The organism is Pseudoalteromonas sp. C8, assembly GCF_011378685.1.
In the GTDB taxonomy this organism is placed as follows: Bacteria; Pseudomonadota; Gammaproteobacteria; order Enterobacterales; family Alteromonadaceae; genus Pseudoalteromonas; species Pseudoalteromonas arctica.
The window spans coordinates 1-18,800 of sequence record NZ_WTKT01000017.1 but is presented as its reverse complement, the minus strand read 5'-3'; the positions used below and the strand labels follow the sequence as shown (position 1 = coordinate 18,800).

The 18,800-nt window shown below is 38.6% G+C and carries 16 protein-coding genes; 2 read left to right on the top strand and 14 right to left on the bottom strand.

Features of this window, described 5'->3' with window-relative positions; genetic code table 11:
* Positions 1 to 198 precede the first annotated feature (198 nt).
* The 14 genes from GQR39_RS15375 to GQR39_RS15310 all read right to left on the bottom strand — a co-directional run bounded on the left by GQR39_RS15375 (position 199) and on the right by GQR39_RS15310 (position 14,707).
* The gene (locus GQR39_RS15375; protein ID WP_165736061.1) at positions 199 to 1,527 is read right to left on the bottom strand and encodes a tetratricopeptide repeat protein; all 1,329 of its coding nucleotides are present in this window, start codon (positions 1,525 to 1,527) and stop codon (positions 199 to 201) included.
* 45 nt (positions 1,528 to 1,572) lie between these two features.
* Positions 1,573 to 2,178, bottom strand: coding sequence for an energy transducer TonB (locus GQR39_RS15370; protein WP_024591041.1), 606 nt, complete (start codon positions 2,176 to 2,178; stop codon positions 1,573 to 1,575).
* Positions 2,179 to 2,187: 9 nt separating this feature from the next.
* The gene (locus GQR39_RS15365) at positions 2,188 to 2,598 is read right to left on the bottom strand and encodes a biopolymer transporter ExbD (protein WP_024591042.1); all 411 of its coding nucleotides are present in this window, start codon (positions 2,596 to 2,598) and stop codon (positions 2,188 to 2,190) included.
* A 54-nt stretch (positions 2,599 to 2,652) separates the two neighbouring features.
* The gene (locus GQR39_RS15360) at positions 2,653 to 3,180 is read right to left on the bottom strand and encodes a MotA/TolQ/ExbB proton channel family protein (RefSeq protein WP_024591043.1); all 528 of its coding nucleotides are present in this window, start codon (positions 3,178 to 3,180) and stop codon (positions 2,653 to 2,655) included.
* A 3-nt stretch (positions 3,181 to 3,183) separates the two neighbouring features.
* Positions 3,184 to 4,563: a MotA/TolQ/ExbB proton channel family protein gene (locus GQR39_RS15355; RefSeq protein WP_165736060.1), complete on the bottom strand. Its 1,380-nt coding sequence runs from the start codon at positions 4,561 to 4,563 to the stop codon at positions 3,184 to 3,186.
* Positions 4,564 to 4,573: 10 nt separating this feature from the next.
* A complete protein-coding gene (locus GQR39_RS15350) occupies positions 4,574 to 5,326 on the bottom strand; it encodes a DUF3450 domain-containing protein (protein WP_165736059.1) in 753 nt (250 codons plus the stop codon).
* Between the two features lie 240 nt (positions 5,327 to 5,566).
* Positions 5,567 to 6,181, bottom strand: coding sequence for a DsbA family protein (locus GQR39_RS15345; protein ID WP_165736058.1), 615 nt, complete (start codon positions 6,179 to 6,181; stop codon positions 5,567 to 5,569).
* Between the two features lie 13 nt (positions 6,182 to 6,194).
* Positions 6,195 to 7,277 carry a GGDEF domain-containing protein gene (locus GQR39_RS15340; protein WP_165736057.1) on the bottom strand — a complete coding sequence of 361 codons (1,083 nt, stop codon included), beginning with the start codon at positions 7,275 to 7,277 and terminating at the stop codon, positions 6,195 to 6,197.
* A 5-nt stretch (positions 7,278 to 7,282) separates the two neighbouring features.
* Positions 7,283 to 9,172, bottom strand: coding sequence for a methyl-accepting chemotaxis protein (locus tag GQR39_RS15335; protein ID WP_165736056.1), 1,890 nt, complete (start codon positions 9,170 to 9,172; stop codon positions 7,283 to 7,285).
* Between the two features lie 257 nt (positions 9,173 to 9,429).
* Positions 9,430 to 10,686, bottom strand: a complete 1,257-nt coding sequence (locus GQR39_RS15330; protein WP_007583255.1) for a sugar MFS transporter — start codon at positions 10,684 to 10,686, stop codon at positions 9,430 to 9,432.
* Positions 10,687 to 10,771: 85 nt separating this feature from the next.
* On the bottom strand, positions 10,772 to 11,665 hold the full coding sequence (locus GQR39_RS15325; protein ID WP_165722024.1) for a transporter substrate-binding domain-containing protein: 894 nt from the start codon (positions 11,663 to 11,665) through the stop codon (positions 10,772 to 10,774).
* A gap of 78 nt (positions 11,666 to 11,743) precedes the next feature.
* Positions 11,744 to 12,256: an RNA methyltransferase gene (locus GQR39_RS15320; RefSeq protein WP_024591050.1), complete on the bottom strand. Its 513-nt coding sequence runs from the start codon at positions 12,254 to 12,256 to the stop codon at positions 11,744 to 11,746.
* Positions 12,256 to 12,768: a YcgN family cysteine cluster protein gene (locus GQR39_RS15315; protein WP_165736055.1), complete on the bottom strand. Its 513-nt coding sequence runs from the start codon at positions 12,766 to 12,768 to the stop codon at positions 12,256 to 12,258. Before GQR39_RS15315 ends, GQR39_RS15320 begins: the two co-directional genes overlap by 1 nt.
* A gap of 97 nt (positions 12,769 to 12,865) precedes the next feature.
* A complete protein-coding gene (locus GQR39_RS15310; RefSeq protein ID WP_165736054.1) occupies positions 12,866 to 14,707 on the bottom strand; it encodes a DUF885 domain-containing protein in 1,842 nt (613 codons plus the stop codon).
* 154 nt (positions 14,708 to 14,861) lie between these two features.
* On the opposite strand from GQR39_RS15310, the gene GQR39_RS15305 reads away from it, so the two are divergent.
* Both GQR39_RS15305 and GQR39_RS15300 read left to right on the top strand, forming a co-directional pair.
* Positions 14,862 to 16,139 carry an amidohydrolase family protein gene (locus tag GQR39_RS15305; RefSeq protein WP_165736053.1) on the top strand — a complete coding sequence of 426 codons (1,278 nt, stop codon included), beginning with the start codon at positions 14,862 to 14,864 and terminating at the stop codon, positions 16,137 to 16,139.
* Positions 16,140 to 16,357: 218 nt separating this feature from the next.
* A complete protein-coding gene (locus tag GQR39_RS15300; protein ID WP_165736052.1) occupies positions 16,358 to 18,778 on the top strand; it encodes a TonB-dependent receptor in 2,421 nt (806 codons plus the stop codon).
* The last annotated feature ends 22 nt before the right edge of the window (positions 18,779 to 18,800 follow it).

The following is an 18,800-nucleotide window of genomic DNA, read 5'->3' as shown; positions in this document are numbered from 1 at the left end:
GTCACTTGAGTTATCAGCAGCGCCTACCTTACGGTAGCTATATGACATTACAGTTACACTTTAATAAACATAAGATGACAAAGTTATTTACATAAAATTCAAGTAGTTAATTTATTAAAAACATAAAAAAACCACACTAAAAATAGTGTGGTTTGGATTTGCGATTATGAAATTATATTTAAACGTTATTACTAAAGCTTAAAGCAGTGCCGTTCTTAATGTTTCTGCATGCACTTTCTCGCGCTTTACATATTTAATCCATTGTTGTGCTAAACGCTGTGATTTTTTGTGTTTTTCTGCCTGTTCAAACGCTAAAATAGAGGCATCAAAATTTTGTAAGTTGTACTGAGCCATACCCAAGGCAACAAATGCATTTGATTCAAAATCAAGTGAGCCTTTATCAAGTGCTTTACGCGCTGCGTCGGCCGCTTCCTCGTATTGCTCAGTGTTAACATACACTTCAGCTAAGCGTTGGTCATACTTACCACTGGATGATAAATCAGCTGCTTTTACAAAATATTCTATTGATTTTTCGTCTTCTTTTGCTTGGATCATCGCCTCAGCTATAAAGGCATAGTTTTTAGCGTTTTGCTCTGCGACACCTTCTTTAATCGCTTTACTCATTACAACGCCTGCTTTGTAAGCCAAACCGTTATATAAATACACTTGCGCTAATTGGCGTAGATCAGATTTAGATGTTAAAAAACCTTGCTGGTAAGCCGCCTCAATAATTGCTAGCTGCTTTTTTTCTTGCCCAGTTTCGCCATACATACCCGATAATTGTACCCAGTACTCAGGTTTGTTATAGAGCTTTACCATGCGCTCAAGTACTTCAACAACTTTGTCAGTTTGATTAAGTGAGTAGTACATGGCACGCTGTAGTACTAACCAGTTTTCCTTAGGGGTTTTACCTTCGCTATCACTTAAGGAGATAACTTGGGAGATATACTCAAGCCCTTTTTTATAATCCTTTAACTGATAGTATGTTTGAGCCCTTAGCAAGTAATAGCCTTCTGTTTTAGGCTTAGTGTTAATACTGTCCCAGTCATCTAAAAATGCGATAACTTTAGTGTAATCACTATTAGCCATAGCTAGTTGCGCCAAACTAAAGGTAGTACTTAAACGAAGCGATTCAGGAATGGCCTCCTCTGCTACGACCTTTTCAAACGAAGCTATCGCTTTTGGTAAATCGTTTTCGTTGTAATAAATAAATCCATAAAAATTATGCATCATTGCAACTTCGTACGAATTCATACTCGAGGCTCGTTCTTTAATGCTATCGAGCGCTTCAAGTCCGCCTTTAACATCGCCATCGTCAGCAAGTTTTTGGGCACGAGCCAGTTGACTATAAACCTTTTCACGTAGCGCTGGGACACGTTTTGTTTTTTGCTCTTGCTCTGCATATGCCGTAGCTACATTTAACCCTGGTATTAGGCTTAGGGCACTTGGTGCAACAATACTTGTACTGATCGCAGCAGTACAAAATAGTGTTAATTTTAAAAATTTAGCTATAGGTAGTAATTTCATAATCGCCTCGCATTTCTGTCCGTTTACTCGTGGTTAATTACTAAATTAACCGCTAATTTGGAAAGATATTTTGTTCTGAACACCCGCAACTTCAACGGCTTCACCATTTACTACGCGCGGTTTATATTTAAATTTAAGGGCTGCATCCATCGCCGCTCTATCAAAGAGAGACTCAGGCTCTGCTTTAATCACTTGTGGGTCTCGCACCGTACCTTGCTTAGTTACTGTAAATTCAACAATAACGTAGCCTTCAATGCCACGTGATAATGCGCGACGAGGATAAACAGGCGCCACTTTAACAATAGGTAAATACTCACCATCACTTGTTTCAAGCGCTAAACCACCGGCTAAATTTACATCTGCATCCACATTGGCGCCAAAGTCGAAGTTATTAGCGTTCGCAGTCGCGTCGCTATTTTGCATTTGCGGCGATTCCATTGGCGGAGGTGGCTCTTTAGGCGTTGGTGGTTTTTGTGGTTTGCGTTCTTTTTTTTGCACGCTTTCTTCTTTTTTAAGCCTGACAAAATCAAGTACGTTACCCTTGGCGGGTTCACTCATTACACCTTCGCCACCAGTAATAAGTGCCTGCATGCCTAAAAACAACATAAAGGTCACTACACCGGCTATAACTAATGCTACTAAATAACGCATTGCCTGCCCTTATGCTTCTTGAGCCGCAATCGACACATCAAACACACCTGCTGCGCGTGCTGCATCCATTACTTTTATTAAAGTATCGGTTGTTGATTTTTTATCAGCTTGAATAACAACACTACCTTGCGGGTTTTCAGCTTTTAAACGCTCAATATTGGCTTGCACTGCACGTATGTCTATTTGACGTTTATTAATCCAGATTTCACCCGTGTCAGAAATCGCCACTAATATGTTTGCACGTTCTTTTTTAACAGCTGTTGCTGCTTCAGGTCGGTTTACGTCAATACCCGATTCTTTTACAAACGACGCTGTAACAATAAAGAAAATAAGCATAATAAATACAACATCTAACATAGGTGTCATGTTTATTTCTTCAGCTTCGTCTTCTTGCATTAAATTACCTAAAGGGGCTCTCATTTTTTATTCTCCTAGGATGAACGGCTTTAAATGGGCCGCTTATCAAAATTTTGCTTAATGGTCTAAAACCATGCTGTCTTGTAGTAGCTCTACTTCTCGCTTGGCTTTGCGTTGTAAATACGTTGATGCAAATACACCCGATAACGCACCTACCATACCCGCCATTGTTGGAATAGTTGCTTTAGATACACCCGATGCCATTGAGCGCGCACTGCCTGTGCCTGTAATTGCCATCACATCAAATACTTCAATCATTCCTGTTACTGTGCCCAATAAGCCAAGTAACGGGCATAACGCAACCATTACGTTAATAAGCGGTAAATTAGTATTTAGGCGCATACTTGCACGCGAGATCATCGCTTGACGAATTTGCTCTGCATTCCAGCTGTTACGCTCACAGCGAGAACTCCATGTGCTTTTAGCGTCTTTTTTATAACCACGAAAACCATTAAAAAAATAAATAAATCGCTCGAGTATCAATAACCACATCGCGAAGATTAACACCCCAATGACCAAGAGAACTTGGCCACCAGTGTCGAGAAAATCACGGATAGCATTGATTGAGTCAATCAATAGCACCATGGCTTATTCTCCTTTCTCACTTCGCTCTGCAATAATACCGGCGCTTTGCTCTTGTAATATAAGCAGTAAACCTTTTGAGCGAGTATTAAGTAGCGTGTAAATAAATACGGTTGGTATTGCAACAACTAAGCCTAATACGGTTGTTACTAGTGCTTGAGAAATACCACCAGCCATTAGTTTAGGGTCGCCAGTACCAAATAGTGTAATTGCTTGGAAGGTATTGATCATACCGGTTACCGTACCAAGTAAACCTAATAGCGGTGCAACTACCGATATAATTTTGATAAGTGTTAAGTTACGCGTTATTTTTGGCATTTCGCGTAAAATAGCTTCGCTTAATTTAAGCTCTAACGTGTCGTAGGCAACATTTGGGTAGTCATCTTTAACTTTCATAACACGACCTAGTGGATTGTCATCTCTCGCTACGCTGTCTTTTAGCTGGCGGCGAATTTTCCCACCAACAAGTAATAGCGATACAAAACGCTCAATTGCAATTAATAATGCAAGTAAACCTACACCTAAGATTACGTAACCAACAGCGCCACCTTGATGTACTTGCTCTGCAGTATCTGGGGCTTGAACGAGTAAACCTAAAATTGAACCACCTGTTGGGTCAAGTGCAAACTGCACAACACCTGTCTTAGCTTCTTGTAAATCGCCCGCTGTTGATGTGTAGCGCGATACTGGTTGGCGAGTTAGTTCGCTTAGTGTATTCGTACCTGGGTTGTATTCTAAATATTTACCGCCCGATATAAGGTTAAAAGCACCTACGCGAACAACTTCTTGCTGTGCTTTATTACCACCTTCGACTATAACCGTAGTATTAAAGCGACTTACTTTGCCTTGCTCGGTCATTTCGCGTTGCAGCTCGTACCACACTTTTTCAATATCGTCGATTGAAGCAAGCTTTGATGTTGAGCCCATTTTTTGAGCGAGATCGTCCATAAAAGCACTTCGCCCCGGAATTTCTGCCGATACAACCGATGTTGCAAATTTATTGCTTGAATCACCAGCAACTTGCTGAAGAACGCCATATAGTTCTTTAAGTGATCCCATACGCTTTGATAAAGTATCGGTTAAATTAGCAAGCTTAATTTCGTTTTCTTCAAACTGTGTTTCTAATCGCTCTGATTCACCAAGCATTTGACTGCGTTTTGCTTGTGTATCTTTTAGCATTTGCACTTGTTCGTTTTGACGCGAGGTAAATTCTTGCTCTCGTTGCTTGTTTTGTGCGCTTTGAACCGATTTCCCGTCTTCAATTGATTTAAGTAACGAGTCAAGATTCATTGACTCTGCCGCGATACTATTACCTGTAAAACCTAGGCTTAGTGTAAGGCTTGCAGCAAAAAGAGCCTTTTTTGTCATTTGAGTAAACAATTTCATTTTTAACCTCTTATTCTGCTGCGTGTACTGGCAGAGTTAACATATCTGGGGCAAGTTGCTTACGCGCTATGCGAAGACCTTTGTTAATTTGGCTTATAGTAGAGTCAGAAAGCGCTACAAACGTTTTTGTGTTTGTATCCCAACTACCTGCTTGCTTGCCATCGCGCGTTAAATAAATAAGCTCTAAACGACCAATGCGTAAAAAGTCTACTTCTCGCTCTTTACCACTTACTTCTAATAGAGCGGTATATGCTTCAATGGTACGCCCGTAATCAACTTCCACTTGATAAGCTTCCAAAACACGGCGAAATTTCTCGCTTGAGGTGATATCAGCGCGATCCATCATGGTTTTTAATGAGGCTAAACGTTTTGCACGCTCATCTTGTAGAAATGGCACGTCGAGTGATACAAACTGCTCAAGGCCTGTGATCATACGCATCATTAAAGGTGTAATTTGACGTTCAATAATAGAAACCTGATCCATAGACAGGTTTAAAGATTCCATCTCTTCTACTTGATTATTTAACTGTTTAGTTAGCTGAGCGTTGTAAACAGCTAAACCGTCAATTTCTTTATTGAGGGTTTTAAATTGCTGTAAACGTCCTTGCATTGAATCTGCAATCTTGTCTATTTTTGTTTGTGATTGCGCAGCTGATTTATTAATTTCACTGCTTTTATCAATAACCTTATCTAAATCGTTTGCGTGTACTGCTGCACTTGCGGCCACAATACCAGCTAAGATTAATGGTTTAACGCCTTTCATCGCATACACCTTTACTCGTTAGTTAGCGGATTTGCTAGTTTGTTTTTTAGGTCATAAACTTTGTTATATAAATAATTTATGACTTAATAATTTCAATGAGCAGGAGTTTATAGATGAAACATGACAAGGATGTTGCGCAAAAAAGTCGCTTTTATGACAGTGGTAATAATTAAGACTTACGAGGGGGTTTTTAAGATGATAAGAGCATTTGTTAACCAAATGCCCTATAAACAGGCTGGGTTATTTTAAAATTGAATTAATTTGATTAAGAGAATAGTGCCAATCAGTGTAATTTATTTCAATTGGGTATGCTTTATTACCTTTAATAAGCACTAGTGAGGGAAAACCTTGGATTGGTAGTGTACGAACAAAGGATAACTCAGCATTAAATTCATCATTAAGCTCGCTTGACGTTAGCTGCGCGGTAAACTCATTTTTATCTAAGCCAATTTTTTCAGCCAAACTAATTAATGTACTTTCATCTGACGGGTTTTGCGCATTTAGGTAATAAGCATTTTGAATTGCAGCCACCATTTGAGCTTCTTTATCCGCTTTACGCGCTATAAGTGCGGCTCTACATGCGTGATACGTTGAACGCCTTGGCTGGCAATTACGCCAAAAGTTATAATTAAATTGCGTACCTAACTGCGCTGAAATTTTATGCCAAGTACGCTCAAGCATCTCTTTCATATTTTGTGGCATTGGGTCTTGGCTATCAGGTGCTAATCCACCTACTTTATATTCAATTGCTACTTTACCAGCAAGCTCTGATTTTAGCTTAAGCCAGGTTGGTGAGTAACCCCAACACCAACTACACATTGGGTCATGAACATATATTAATTTACTTTGAGACATATTAATCCTTCAACTAGTTCGAGACGACACTATTACGACCAGCAGCCTTTGCACTATAAAGAGCTTCATCAGCTTGTTTTAACGAATCATCATAATCAGTTACTTTATTTACTTGGGAAATACCAATGCTACAGGTGATTGAAATACGCTGCTTGTCATCAGTAAATATAACGTGCCCTGCAACAGCCTCTCGAAATTTGTTTGCTATTACAGTGGCTGTAGAAATAGTAACCTGCGGTAAAATAACAACAAACTCCTCACCGCCATAACGAGCCTTTAACGCAGTTGCCAAAAACTGAGATTCAAGGAGCTTGGTAAATTCGATCAATACCGTATCACCAAAATCGTGACCATGCGTATCGTTTAAAGATTTGAAGTTATCTAAATCAATTAACAAAATTGAAAAAGGTAAGTACTGCTCTGGGCGTGTTTGGGCAAGCTTTAAAAAATGAGAGGTAATGAAACGTCTGTTTGCTATACCAGTAAGGGGGTCGGTATAAGCATCTTGTTTTTGCTCGAGCGTAATATCGGCAATAGCCATGTGGCTTTTATGCCTAAAATACTCACCAATAAATGAGAATAAAAACACCATAGAAAAGGACGCTATAAATCGTGTTTTTTCTACATTGCCATAGCTAACTTGACCAAAATCAGGGCCGTATAAAATAACAATACAAGAAAACAGTAAAGTAAAACCTAACCAAGCACCTAATCTGACCCCTAAAGATGCAAACGTCACTACAGGATAAAACATTAGCCAATATAGCGCGGTGTTGTCTTTACCACCGGTATAAACAAGTGCAACAAACATCATGCACACAATGCTCATACTTATTAATGCCACTACTTGAAGATTACCCGTTCTTATAAAGTAGATAGAACAGCTTATATTTGTAATGTTAACGATAATTAATGAAGCAGTGAGTATCGGTGAGTAAACCTTATAATTCAAAAACACTAATACAGCAATCACCACAATTGATATCCCAATCATGGTAAATAAAGAAAACGCTTTGCGTTGCATGTCTGAGCTATAAACACTGTCGATATTTATTAGACTGAGCCAATTTGGTTTATTCACATTTTTTTTAGTCATTAATTTTATACTTTAAACTTTTGAACCATATTTTCTAAGGCACTAAACTGCTGTTTTAGTTTGGTACATTCGTTAAGCGTGTCATTTAAGTTAGCCTTGCCTTGTATAGAAAGCGCACTAATTGTTTGAATATCAGTATCTAATAACTTAACAACTTGGTTTTGCTCATCTGTTGCACTGGCCACAGAATGATTTGCATCGTTAATTTGCTTAATAGCTTGAATAACATGACTCATTAAATTGCCGACGGCATCTGCTTGTTGTACGCTTTTTTCACTGTCTTGAAGGCTTGTTTTCATAAGCTCTACAGCAAGGTTTGAGCCTTTTTGTAACTGGCTCACTGTGTCTTCAATTTCTTGCGTTGATTGTTGAGTGCGGTGTGCTAATTGGCGTACTTCATCTGCTACAACGGCAAAACCGCGTCCTGCCTCTCCTGCTCTAGCGGCTTCTATTGCTGCATTGAGTGCCAATAGATTAGTTTGCTCGCTTACACCTTTAATAACTTCAAGCACTTGCCCAATACTGGCTGTGTGTGTATTTAAACTGTTTATAGTTTGCTGAGCTTTCTCCATATTAGCTGAAAGCTGGTGGATGGTTGCAACACTGTGGCTTAATGCTTCTTGGTTTTGTGTTGAGTGCTCATCTGCATTTTTAGCAAGCTGCGAAGCACTCTCTGCATTACTTGAAATATCCATTGATGTAGCTGAAAACTGATTAATAGCCGCTGCAACGCTATCGGTTCGTTTACTTTGATCATCATACATAGATAGTGATGAATGTGTTTGTGATACCAAGCTCTCAATAGCTGTATCTAATTGCTCAGTGGACTCTTTTACTTGCTCTATTGAATGCTGAATTTTTTCGATAAAAATATTAAATGAATGACTTAAGTCGCCAAACTCATCATCATTTTCAACGGTTAAGCGCCTTGTTAAATCGCCTTCGCCTTGTGCTATATCTTTAATGGCATCGTTTAAGCGGTTCATAGGCTGCATTAAATAGCGTAATAAAAGCTGCATCATAATAATGATAGTAATGATCCCTATTACCATAAAAACAGCCGCAGTTTGGCCAAAGTTAGAAACGCTGACATACGCTTTATCTTTATCTATGACAACACCTAGGTACCAATCTACGTTTTCAATACCACTGATTTTTGTAAACGAGATAAGCTTAGACTCTCCGTTTATCTCGTATTGGGTAAACTCACTTTGCAAGGGCGTATTAGTACCAAAAATGTCTGATGTATTTTTTAAGTTTAACTTAGCATTAGGATGGCTTAACACTTGACCTTTGTTATCGAGTAAAAAACCATAACCGAGACCTAAAAAATCAATATCGTTAATAATTTTAGTCACGGTTTGCATATCAATATCGGCACCTGCAACGCCGCTAAACTGGCCATTTTGTAGCATGGGTACTACCGCTGAAATTGTAAGCTCGTTAGTTGTTACATCAATATAGGGAGTTGTAAATGCGGTATTTGATTTGTTTTCGACTAATTTATACCAAGGGCGAGAGGTCGCATCAAAATCAGCAGGTAAAACAACTGATTGATCGTTTAATATAAACGTGCCGCTGGATTTACCTATATACGTATTTTTAAAGCTTCCGGCAAGCTCTGCAGTATTTAATTGTGAAAGGGTGAGTGCTTTAGAATCATTAGCTTTATGGGTTTTAGCAATTGATATAACAATCGCCAACTTTGCATTTAACCAACTCGCTATATTTTGTGAAACAGATTCGGAATTTTGTTGTAATACAAGGCTTAACTGCTGCTCGGTTTGCTTGCGCATCGCAATGTAGTTATTAAAAGTAAATAACCCTAGCACCAAAACCAAAATTAAAGAGGCTGCAATAGTCACTTTGGAAGTAAATTTCAACGAGTTAAGCATATACATCCTTTTTATTATTTATCTTTATTATCCATACAGTTTTAGCAAAAATTTAGCTAAATGTCCTAATAAATAAGGCTTGTGACTAGGTTATTAGATAAAAATAAGGATAAAGGATTAAAAAACAAAAGGCTGTAGGGGATAACTGACTAATATTGAAATAAATTGTGACTCGTATTAATTACTTATGGAACGTTCCTATTAAATGTAGCTTTATAAGTGACTGAATACGTATTCAGTCACTCTTGTATAGTCTGTTATTTCCACTTATTTGCTAAGCGAACAACATTTAATCCATACCATGCAATAAATACATAACATAGCATTGGAACAAAAAAGCTTTGCTGTATATTTACTGTGTCAGCTATAAACCCTTGCAGTAATGGTACAAGTGCACCACCTACAATAGCTAAGCACAACCAACCAGAACCCTTACTGGTCAATGATCCTAGTCGCTCGATTGCAACTGAAAATATAGTCGGGAACATAATTGAGTTAAATAAACCAATTGCCAATACTGAATATAAAGCGACGTCACCTTGAGTAAAAATGGTGATCAGCAATAGCGCAATAATACTAAATGCATTAAATGCGATCGCCTTAGAAGGCGCTATTTTTTGTAATAATACAGAGCCAATAAAACGCCCTACCATTGCTCCGCCCCAGTAATAACTAATAAGTGCAGCCGCAGTATGCTCTTCAAGTCCTGCTATGTGCGCCTCACCAAAGTAGTTAACTAAAAAGCTGCCAATGGCAACCTCCCCACCTACATAACAAAATATAGCAAGTACACCCATAGTTAAGTGCGGTGCTTGAGTTAATGAACGAGATTCTACTGCAGCATTATTTTCCTCTTTATGGGCTTCAATTTCTGGAAGCTTTATAAAGGCAAATATAATAGCGATAAGTAATAAGGCACCAGCGAGCATTAAATAAGGCACTTTTACAGACTCAGCAGTTGCTGCAGAAGCAGCTAGACTACCTGCTGTACCAAAAAATAATAAACCACCTACATAAGGCCCAACGGTAGTACCAAGCGCATTAAGTGCTTGTGCCAAATTTAAACGAGAAGAAGCTGTTTTTTCGCTCCCAAGAGCAGCAACATAAGGATTGGCAGAAACCTGAAGCACCGTTACACCAGCGGCAAGTACAAATAAAGCGCTCAAAAATAGCCAATATTCATGTACTACAACAGCAGGATAAAACAACATGCACCCAATTGAAGCTACAATTAAACCAGTTAAAATCCCTTTTTTATAACCAAACTGCTTAACTAAAATCCCCGCAGGGATAGAAACAATAAAATAAGCACCAAAAAAGCAAAACTGTACTAGCATCGCTTCAAAAAAGCTTAAATCAAATACGCCTTTTAATCGTGGTATTAGTACATCGTTTAAAACAGTAATAAAACCCCATAAAAAAAATAGGGTCGTCATTGCAGTCAGTGGAAACAGATAATTTTTATTTGGCTGTTCGTTGACCGCGAATGATTGATTTGTATTTATTTCACTCACGTCGTTTTCACTCCATTAACAAGTTGAAAACGATTCTACATGTTTATATATAAATTAGTCAGCGCAACAAAGGAACGTTCCAATTTTATGGCTTGCATTGAGTATTTGTCGTATTGATAATACGGTCTATCTCGCCACTATTATGAAACTGATAAAGCCCTTCATTTATGTCCTCTAAGACTAAAAGCCATTTAGGTGTAAGCTTACTAATAGCAAAATATAAAGGGTTGTATTGCAGAGGAATGCTTTCTTGCTCAATAGAAGAAAGCAAAGATTGTTTTTCAGGTTTAGTTAAAGAAGAATAAGTTACAGAGAATTTAAGAACTTGAGGGTCGCCTATAATCAAATCAACACGTTTAGCAACCAGAAGCTGAACAAGCTGTAAATCATCAACAGAGGTAATAACTTCAAACTCAGCATTGTCCATCATAGCATCAAACTCAGGCGTATTTTGATACCCACGAACAACACCAATCTTTTGCCCTTTAAGCGATTTTAAGTTTCCAGTGAAACGGTCTGTATCGCCTTTCCTTTTTAAAAATGCAATTTCGCCACCTTTAAATGAATTAGATAAACCGAGTAATTCTCGACGTGTTTTACCATTAACATAATCGGAGGGGGCTGTATCTTCTATAAAATATTCAGGCATTAATATATCAGCTTTGCCTAGTTCTACATTTCGTACAGCTCTTGCCCAAGGCAAAAATTCAATATATACGCTGTAGCCCTTACTATTTAATAGAGCAATTGAAAATTGATAAACCCAGCCTTTATTACATAAATTATTACCAATATAAGGAGGCCAATCGAGTGTGGCTAAATGGAGTGTTTGTTTGGGGTTTTTCGCTTCATAGAGCACTCCTGATTTGTGGTAATGTCCAGTTAAAACATGTTGAGTACCATTTTGATAATACTCAACTGATGTTTCAGCAAAACAATTACTACTTGTCAGTAATAATATAAAATAAAACCAGCGCATTTTAGTATCTATTTATGATTTATAATGTTTTTAAGTTTAGCCAAAACTAACATTTTTGCACAAATAAACCTTAACTAATCAGCTTTTTTGCCACCTCATTTTATTGTTTGTATCACGTGAGCTAATAATAGTATCGTCACTACTCTCAACGCCGCCTAATTTAGCTAAGCGATCATACAAAACAACATTACAGGTAGCCGCTAAGTTCATGCAGCCAATAGTTGGAATATATACCACTTCATCACACCACTTTAAAACGTCTTTTGATACAGAGCCATCTTCTGGGCCAAAAACATAAAACGCATTTTCAGGATGCTTAAACTCAGGTAAAGGTGTTGCACCTTCAATAAGCTCAATAACAACAACGGTTGCGCCCTCTGGTTTTACCGCTTCTAAACTATTAGTTTCAGTTAAAGGGATACGCTCAAGTGCGTTCTTAGTATCGGTATGAAACTTTTTAGCGTTTAAGTAACGATTACCTGTAAAAAACACCTGTTTGGCATCGTAACAACCTGCTGCACGTAATACACCGCCAACATTAGTCGGGCTTTTAGGATTGATTAACCCAATTACCGCTTGTTGTTTGCTCATTACTCAGCGTCCTTTGTTGGCCACTCTGCGATGTACAAATCAAAGTCGTCTAGCTTTACATCGCAATCTTTTACTGTTTTGTCTTTTACAGAAATACCTAGCTCATGCATCTTTGCTTTATCGCCACTGTTTAATAATGGGTGCCAAGAAGCCAAACCCCGGCCTTCATGTAAACGACGGTAACTGCAGCTTTGTGGCATAAAAAAGATGTCTTTAAGGTTTTCTTTTGTGAGTTTTACACAAGAAGGAACAAGCGTTTGGCGGTTTTCGTATTCGCTACAACCACAGGTGTTGTTATCAAGATACTGACATACAATATTAGTAAATATTAATTGCTCACCTTCGCGTAACTGATCGGTGGCGGTAAATTCGTCTTCATCTTCGCTATCAATAAACGTATTTAAACAACATTTTCCGCATCCATCACAAATGGCTTCCCATTCGTTTTGACTCATGTCGCTTAAGCTTTTTTTAAGCCAAAATTGTGTATTTGCTAATTGTTGATCAAACATAGTTTACTCGTGCCCCCTAAAGAGCGCGCATTCTACCGTATTGCTGTAAATGGCGCAAAGCCAATACCCTTTCAAAGTACAGGCTTTGCGCTACAAATTAGCTTTGAGATTTAACCCAACGCTTAATTTTTTCCTCAAGGATTGGCATTGGCAATGCGCCATCAATTAATATTTGCGTGTGGAACGCTTTAATATCAAATTTATTGCCGAGTTCTTTTTTAGAAAAATCACGTAATTCTTGAATTTTAAATTGCCCTAACTTGTAAGAAAGCGCTTGGCCTGGCCATGCTATATAGCGCTCTACTTCAGCAATTACGTCACTTTTAGCCATAGACGAATTTGCAAGCATGTAGTCTATACCTTGTTGACGCGTCCACCCTTTTGCATGAAAACCAGTATCAAGCACTAAACGCATTGCGCGTAATTGCTCGTCTGATAAACGTCCGTACCACATATAAGGGTCGGTAAATAAACCTAGCTCTTTGCCTAAGCTTTCTGCGTAAAGCGCCCAACCTTCTGCAAACACAGTGTAACCACCAAATTTGCGAAAATCAGGTAAGCTCTCTATTTCTTGCTGAAGTGCTATTTGAAAGTGATGGCCCGGGGCTGCTTCGTGAATCGATAAAGTTTCGAGTAAAAATTTAGGCTGCGCTTTTAAGTTATAAGCATTGATATAAAAAATACCAGGGCGAGAGCCATCAGGCGCCGGAGATGCGTATGATGCACCAGCTGCAGACTGCGCTCTGTATGCTTCAACAGCTTTTACAACGTAAGGTGCTTTGGGTGCGATGTTAAAAAGCAGAGGCAAACGTGCGTCTATTTTTTTCTTAACGTTTTCATATGCCGCAATTAACTCCTCGGGCGTGTCGTAGTAAAATTCATCTGAATCGCGTAAATGGTCAAAAAATTCTGATAACTCACCTTTAAAGCCCACGGTTTCTTTTACTTTTTTCATTTCGCTTAAAATACGCGACACTTCACTTAAGCCAATGTCATGAATTTCATCTGCAGATAAGCTAAGCGTCGTGTTTTTCTTAATTTGGTATTCGTACCATGCTTTACCGTTTGGTAGGTCACTGTAACCAACGCTTTCTCGGCTATTTACAATATACTGATTAGCTAGAAAGTCACTCATGCTTTTATAAGCAGGTACTAAGTGCTTCATAATCAATTGACGATACTGCGCTGTAATTTTTTGCTTTTGCTGTGCGCTAAACGAGTCTGGTAATTTTTTAATTGGTCCCCAAAATAGTGAGTCTTCGGCATTTTTAACTACATGAGCTGCAAATTGTGGCTGCAGTTTTTCAGCAAGTGGTTTTGGTAACGTAATACCTAGTTTAATGCCTTGCGCCATTGAACGCTCTACACTGGCTAGCCACTTTACAAAACCTTCGCTGCGCGAGATAAAAGCCGTGTAATCTTCAACGCTATTAAACGGCTGAGCACTTTGACCTGAACCAAAACCTGCAAAGGTGTTATGCGCACCCGCCATTTGGTTAATTGGTAGTAAATAATCAGGAAACTGCATGCCTTCTAATTTAAGTGCAAGGTCGCGCTCTAATATTTCAAAACTTAAAAGCGACTGCCCTGTTAACTGTGCTTTATCTATAAAGTTTAAACGCTGTTGATATTTTTTATAAAAAGCCACTTTTTTAGCTCTATTTTCTTTTGAAATCTCAGGTGTAAATTGATCGTTAAACTCGTTACGACCATTATACGTTGCGCTGATGGGGCTATATGTAAGCGATTCATCGTAATACTGTGCAACAAGTACATCGAGCTGTTGCTCTGCTGAAAGCTCTGAAACAATACCTGCCGATGCGTTAACGGTGTTTAGCTGCGCACTGGTATTAGTGTGTGTACTAAGCTCAGTATTCATACAGCCACTTAAAGCAAACATAACGCCACTGGCAACTAATGCTAATTTAATTGATTTCATGATAATCCTTTTTAATATCGTTTTTTGATTATGCGCATTAAGCCTTACTTAATAAAGTAATTACGATAGATTGCGTTCATCGTATTAAATTTGCACTTTTATCTGAGCTTGTTACATTTCTATTAATTCAAATATGATTTAAAAGAAAAATAAAATGAAAAAACAACTACTCAGCACCTCTATAGCCTTACTTTGTTTAACTACTTTTAATGCCCATGCCGTTACATACCTATCGGCTAAAGCCATGGTTAATGTGGAAGATGGCACGCTCATTAAATTGCCCTTGATTACTATTGATGATGGCGTAATTACAAACATTGAACAAAATAAAAAACCAACGCTGACTAAAGATGATAAACATATTCAACTACTTGATTTAACCCTTATGCCAGGTTTAATGGATATGCATGTGCATTTAACAAGCGACCCTACGGTTCCACGCAGTGAACGTTTAGGCCAGTCAGTTCCTAGAATGGCAATTAAAGCGGCTCATTTTGCTAAAAGAACCTTAGAAGCCGGATTTACAACAGTTCGTAATGTTGGCGCAGAAGGTTACAGCGTTATAGCGGTGCGTGACGGCATAAATGCGGGTGACATAGTTGGCCCTCGTATTTGGGCTGCAGGCCCATCACTCGGAATTACTGGCGGGCACTGTGATAACAACCGATTACCTCCTGAGCTTAAATATACTTCAAGTGGTGTCGCAGACGGTCCATGGGCTGCGCGTATAAAAGTACGCGAAAACATTAAATACGGGGCAAACGCTATTAAGTTTTGCGCCACAGGTGGAGTATTTTCAAAAGGGACTAAAGTAGGTGCACAGCAGTATTCTTTTGAAGAAATGAAAGCCATCGTTGATGAAGCCCATATGCGAGATTTACCTGTTGCAGCTCATGCACACGGTACAAGCGGGATTAAAACAGCCATTAAAGCAGGTGTTGATAGCGTAGAGCACGCCAGCTTTTTAGATGACGAAGCCATAGCCCTTGCCAAAGAGCATGGAACTTGGCTTTCTATGGATATTTATAACACCGAATACACTTTGACTTATGGCGAGCAAAATGGTGTTGACGAAGAAAATCTAAATAAAGAACGCCAAGTATCAAAAAGGCAACGTGATAGCTTTAGCCGTGCTGTAAAAGCGGGTGTGAAAATGGTCTTTGGAACGGATGCAGCAATTTACCCGCACGGAGATAATGCAAAACAGTTTAGCCGCATGGTTGAATTTGGCATGACAGAACTACAAGCCATTCAAGCATCCACTATTAATAGCGCTAAGTTATTAAAAATGGATACTCAGTTAGGACAAATTAAAACCGGATTTGCTGCTGATATAATTGCTGTAAAAGCAAACCCTCTTAAAAACATTAAAACCTTAGAGTCAGTACCCTTCGTAATGAAAGCAGGTGTTGTTTATAAAAACCAATTGTAAATACACGCTATTAAGGCTGAGCTTACTTAGCCTTAATAAACCCCTCACCCATCTCAAACATCCTATAAAAGGTACAACGTACCTTTTATAGGCTTAACTTTGTTTATTAATTATCCGAACAGTTTTATTTAATCAAATAAAATGAACTTTCTATTCACTTTAAAAACAATAACCATTATCATTCGCGCAAATTCAATAACGCGAATAGTTATCACTCTATGAAAACGTTTAAGTACTCTCTTATTACTCTTGCTTGTTTAAATGCAAATATGGCATTTGCCCAAAATACACAAGTTGATGCTGATATTGAACGCATCAGCGTATACGAAAAACAAAACCGCGTGGTGATGAGCTCAGGTCTTGCTACTAAATCAGACATGTCTTTAATGGAAACACCTGCACCGGTTGTTATTATTGACCGTGAACTTATTGAATCTCAAGGTGTAGATAGCCTACAAGATTTAGTTAGAAACGTAAGTGGTTTAACACAAGCAGGTAATAACTACGGTATTGGTGATAACTTAGTAATTCGTGGTTTAGATGCAAACTACACCTACGATGGTATGTATGGTGGTGCAGGCCTAGGTAATACATTTAACCCAACTCGTTCACTTACAAATGTTGAATCTGTTGAGGTTTTAAAAGGCCCTGCAACAGGTTTATATGGCATTGGTAGTGCGGGTGGCGTAATTAACCTAATAGAGAAAAAGCCAGAGTTTGAAGAGAAACACAAAGTATCGGCTGAGCTTGGCCAGTGGGATAGCTATTCATTATCGTTTGATAGCACTAACGCTATAACAGATGACTTGGCCTATCGTGTAATGGCTAAAACAGCGTCAAGTGACGGCTTTCGCGATTTAAAAGAAGATCGCGACGAAATTTATACTTCGCTTAAATACGTGCTAAACGACAGACAAAACATCATGCTTTCTGCAGCCTATATAAAAGATGAAATAGCGGTTGATTCTATTGGCCACCCTATTCGTATTTACAATGCAGAAACTGCAAATGGTTTAAGCGCGGGTGAAGTAACCGGTGCCGATTTAGTAAACGATCCGACAGGAAGCGGCGTACAGTTAAGTGATGCACAACGCGACCAACTTGCTAATTCGCTATCTTCATCTGATGGATTAACACCTTATAGCTTTGGCACAAATGGTATTATTTCACCAATGGCTGATGCTAACGAAGGTGAAGAACTGCGTTTTAAATTAACGCATAACTATTACATTACTGACGATTTGTTTTTAAACCAGCAACTACAGTACCGCAACTACACATCTAGTTTTGCGCGCCAAACAGGTGCATATAACTACGTCTATTCAACACGCGATGGAATTATTAATAACGACCCTCGTGCTCCATTAGTTGAAGACGGTGTACTTTACCCGTATGCAGCACGCCGCCAAGAATACCGCCAAGTAGAAGCAGATGAAAAATCATGGCAGTACTTTTTAGATTTACGTTATGACTTTATGTTAGGCGACGTAGATAACGAATTACTTGTTAACGCCAACTACGAAGATAGAGATATTCGTTTTAAACAATTCTCAATATGGGATCAAGATTACGTACTCACAAACGATGCTGGTGATGTCACGTACCAAGGTTCATTGCCGTATATTTACGATATAAGAGAACCAAATTGGCCATCTGGCAACTTTGATGACTTCGATCCACTTAAAACCAGCGACTACAATAAAAAAGTACAAGCATGGGGCTTAGGCATTCAACATGTTGGTTATCTTACTGAAGAGCTTACAACGCGTATTGGTGTAGCATATAACCGCATTGAGCAAACTTATGAGCACTTTGGTGTAGATGAGCGCTATAGCTCAAGCCGCGCAGAGCCAACACCTGAAGCGAGTACATCAGATTCTGGCTTAACGTATAACCTGGGTGCGACGTATCAGCCATCTGAAGATTTATCTGTATTTGTAAATCATTCAAAAGGCCGTACAGCGTATAGTGTATTAGGCTCTGTGGCGGGTAATGAAGCAGACAGAGAAGATTCTGAATCAATGAGTAACGATTTAGGTTTTAGATTTAAAGCGTTTGATGATCAACTACTGGCTTCTATTGTTATATTCGAAAGCTCTCGTACTAATTTAGAATACGCAAATACGCTTTATGACGCTTTAACATCAGGCTCAAATGTACCTGAAAGCTATTATGATGGTAAAGAAGAAACAACAGGTATTGAACTTGATTTAAACGCTTACTTAAATGATAAATGGAAAGTAAACGTAAACGGTATTTATCAAGATGCACGTGACAAAAGTAATCCTAACAGCAGCAGTTACGACACACGCCAAAAAGGTGTGCCTTACGTAACAGCAAGTACATGGGTAACCTACTACGCGGATATGTTTAACTTACCTGAAGCTGTAAATATAAGTGGTGGTATTACATTTGTAGATAACAGAAGTACTAATTCAAGTTCATTCTCGATTCCTGATGGTTACGTACCAAGTTACACGATTTACGATACAGCGGTATCGTATACAACTGATAAATGGCATATGCAGTTAAACTTAAATAACTTGTTCAACAAAAAGTATTACTCAAAAGCGATGTTTTTAGGTGGTATGCCAGGGGAAGAGCGTAATGCAAAACTAAGTTTTAGTTACACTCTTTAACTAGTTAACCTGATGTAATGGT